Raw genomic sequence first — 3,388 nt, forward strand, 5'->3', positions numbered from 1 at the left:
TTTAGTTCCTCCCCGGAACGGGGAGGGGGACCGCCGCCGTAGGCGGTGGTGGAGGGGTCGGGACGGTGCGTCTTGACGAGAGGTTGCGACCCCTCCGTCAGCCCTGCGGGCTGCCACCTCCCCATCGCAAGTCGATGGGGAGGATCAAGACCGTCCGCTCCCCACCCCAAAGCCGGCGTCGCCTTCAAATAAGCCTTTCCTACATTATCGGGCTGTGCCAGCCCTTGTCCCGGCTCTTTCATTTGGTGGATAAAAGCGGTTGCTGCCTAGCGAACGGATGCGGCCACGGCGGGGTGTGCCGGGCGCGTCCAGCGCGCCGCGAGGCCCAGACCGGGCGATGCATAAGGCTGAACTTTCCTGAACTTTGGAATGATTATGCGGTTCTTGCGTCGACCGAATCCCCGCATTCAATCCGGGATGACGAGGGAAGGCAATGGCGGTTCACCACCCCAAGGTCGTCATTGCTGCCAGTGAAGCCGGAATCACAACGCCCGGGCCTCGCTTTGCGAAACCCGGGCGCCTGTGACGAACACTCGCCATCCCCCTTTGTTGCAGACCTGGCGAAAGGTCTGCACTCCCTGGAGCCGGGCCTTTGGGCCGCGTTGAACCAGAAGCTGCGTGGGTAGGTCCGCAGGGGGGCTTTGTCACTCTCTGACGGGCGCGTGACCCCGCTTTTGCCGGGCGCTGTGACCTATCGGCAACACATTCGGCAAATCATTTGCCGTTTGACGCCATGCCGGCGGCCATTGCCAGCGGTGGCGGCGCTGCTTAAAGCGGCGCTATGCGTGTCATTCCTCATGCGCCGCAAAGGCACACCGCTCCATGATCCTGCGTCCTTACGAACGCACCATCTTCAAACGCTATATGCTTCCGCAGCGCGGCGAAGGGTTCATCTTCGTCGCTGCGGCGTTCAGCTTCACGGCCGTCATGCTCGGCGTCGCGGCGCTGGTGATTGTGATGAGCGTGATGAATGGCGTACGCAGTGATCTGTTCGACAAGATCGTCGGGCTGAACGGCCATGCGGTGGTGCAGGGCTTCGGCGGGCGGCTCGACGACTGGCAGGACGTGCTGAAACAGGCGAAGGCGACGCCGGGCGTCGTGTCGGCGACGCCGCTGATCGAGCAGCCGTTGCTCGGCACCTATAGCGGACGCGTCGAGGGGATATTGGTGCGCGGCATGCTGGTGCCCGACATCCGCAAGAACGAGACGCTGAACGGCAAGGTGTTGCAGGGCAGCCTCGACACGCTGACTGCCGGATCGGGCAATATCGCGATCGGCAGCGAGCTGGCGCGCAACCTCGGCGCAACCGTCGGGTCGAACCTGACGATCATCAATCCGGCGGGTCGTTCGACGCCGTTCGGCACCGTACCGCGCGAAATCAGCTATCGGATCACCGCGATATTCGAGATCGGCGTCTATGATTTCGACAAGGCCTATGTCGTCATGCCGATGGAGGATGCGCAATTGCTCCTCTTGACCGGTGACCAGGTCGGAATGATCGAGATCAAGACGACCGACCCCGACAAGGTTGGCGAAATATTGCGGCCGCTCGCCGAAAAGGTCGCGGCACAGGCGGTCGTGTCGGATTGGCGATCGATGAACGCGAGCCTGTTCGAGGCGCTGTCGATCGAGCGCGTCGCGATGTTCGTGATCCTGTCACTGATCATCCTCGTCGCGTCGTTCAACATCATATCGTCGCTGATCATGCTGGTGCGCGCAAAGACGCGCGACATGGCGATATTGCGCACGATGGGCGCGCCGCGCGACGCGGTGATGCGTATCTTCATGGCGATAGGGCTTTCGATCGGTGTCGCGGGAACCATCGCCGGGATGATCGTCGGTTTCTCGCTGCTCTATTTCCGCCAGGGCGTGTTGCGCGGGGTCGAGTTCCTGACCGGCCAGCCCCTGTGGGATCCATCGATCCGTTTCCTCACCGAACTGCCGTCAAAGCCCGATCCGTTCGAGATTACAGCGATCGTCGTCATGGTGATCGTGTTCAGCTTCCTCGCGACGCTGTATCCGGCCTATAAGGCCGCCAATACCGACCCCGTGCAGGTGCTGCGTTATGAGTGATCTCGCGCTGGAACTGGTCGAGCTGAAGCGCAGCTTCACACAGGCCGACGTCACGATCGACGTGCTGCGCGGCGTCAACGCCTCGCTCAAGCGCGGCGAGATTGTCGCGCTGCTCGGTCCGTCAGGATCGGGCAAATCGACGATGCTGCAAGCCGTAGGTCTGCTGGAGGGCGGCTTCGGCGGAACGATCCGCATCGATGGCGAGGATGTCACACGCTTCGAGCAAGGCGAGCGGACGAAGACGCGGCGCGAGAAGATCGGCTTCGTCTATCAATTCCACCACCTGCTTCCCGATTTCAACGCGATCGAGAATGTCGTGCTGCCGCAGCTGATCCGCGGGGCGGGGCAGACCGAAGCCGAGGAGCGCGCCGCCGACCTGCTCGGGCGGCTGGGGCTGGCCGAGCGGCTCCACCACAAACCGAGCAAGCTGTCGGGCGGCGAGCAGCAACGCGTCGCGGTGGCGCGCGCGCTCGCGAACCGGCCTTTGCTGGTGCTCGCCGACGAGCCGACGGGCAATCTCGACGAGGCGACCGCCGACCGGGTGTTCGATCAGTTCGTCAAGCTGGTACGCGACCATGGATCGGCGGCGCTGGTGGCGACACACAACGAGCGGCTCGCCGCACGAATGGACCGCGTGCTGCGCTTGCACGACGGGCGCATCGAGGCGTAGGCTCGGGCGACCAGACAGGGGACGGACTATGGCATTATACGATCTTTCGGCGAAGCTGCCCGGCGGCGGCGCGCAGTCCTTGGCCGACTATCGCGGCAAGGTGCTGCTGATCGTCAACACCGCGTCGAAATGCGGCTTCACCCCGCAATATGAAGGGCTGGAGGAATTGTACCGCGACTATAAGGATCGCGGGCTGGAGATATTGGCCTTCCCGTGTAACCAGTTTGGCGCGCAGGAGCCCGGCGACGCCGCCGAAATCGCGAATTTCTGTACGCTGACCTATGACGTCAGCTTTCCGGTGATGGCGAAGATCGACGTCAACGGCAGCGATGCCGATCCGATCTTCAAGCATCTGAAGAAGGAAAAGACGGGGCTGCTCGGCAGCGGGATCAAGTGGAATTTCACCAAATTCCTGGTTGGACGTGATGGCAAGACGGTGTCGCGCCACGCGCCGACGACCAAGCCTGAACAATTGCGCAAAGAGATCGAGGAACTGCTGGGTTAACCCTTGGCAGAATCGGTGCTGTCACTGTAGCGTCATTCGATGGCCTTCAGCCCCTTTGTCCCCCTTCGCGTCTTTTCCAGCTACACGATGCTCGAAGGGGCGATCGAGCCCAAGTTGATCGCCAAGGCGGCCCGCGAACG

At 62.6% G+C, this 3,388-nt stretch carries 3 protein-coding genes; all 3 read left to right on the plus strand.

Features of this window, described 5'->3' with window-relative positions; translation table 11 throughout:
- Positions 1 to 822: 822 nt before the first annotated feature.
- From VJ811_RS07610 to VJ811_RS07620, 3 genes are read left to right on the plus strand one after another with little or no spacing between them, the layout of a single operon-like run.
- The gene (locus VJ811_RS07610; RefSeq protein WP_324071654.1) at positions 823 to 2,073 is read left to right on the plus strand and encodes a lipoprotein-releasing ABC transporter permease subunit; all 1,251 of its coding nucleotides are present in this window, start codon (positions 823 to 825) and stop codon (positions 2,071 to 2,073) included.
- Positions 2,066 to 2,743, plus strand: a complete 678-nt coding sequence (locus VJ811_RS07615; protein WP_324071655.1) for an ABC transporter ATP-binding protein — start codon at positions 2,066 to 2,068, stop codon at positions 2,741 to 2,743. Before VJ811_RS07610 ends, VJ811_RS07615 begins: the two co-directional genes overlap by 8 nt.
- 28 nt (positions 2,744 to 2,771) lie before the next feature.
- The gene (locus VJ811_RS07620) at positions 2,772 to 3,248 is read left to right on the plus strand and encodes a glutathione peroxidase (protein ID WP_324071656.1); all 477 of its coding nucleotides are present in this window, start codon (positions 2,772 to 2,774) and stop codon (positions 3,246 to 3,248) included.
- Positions 3,249 to 3,388 lie beyond the last annotated feature (140 nt).

The sequence above is a fragment of the Sphingopyxis sp. genome, from assembly GCF_035250425.1.
Lineage (GTDB): Bacteria > Pseudomonadota > Alphaproteobacteria > Sphingomonadales > Sphingomonadaceae > Sphingopyxis.

Excerpts from the sequence above, each read along its gene's own strand:
- VJ811_RS07610 (WP_324071654.1), top strand. The coding sequence starts at position 823 with ATGATCCTGCGTCCTTACGAACGCACCATCTTCAAACGCTATATGCTT.
- VJ811_RS07615 (WP_324071655.1), top strand. The coding sequence starts at position 2,066 with ATGAGTGATCTCGCGCTGGAACTGGTCGAGCTGAAGCGCAGCTTCACA.
- VJ811_RS07620 (WP_324071656.1), top strand. The coding sequence starts at position 2,772 with ATGGCATTATACGATCTTTCGGCGAAGCTGCCCGGCGGCGGCGCGCAG.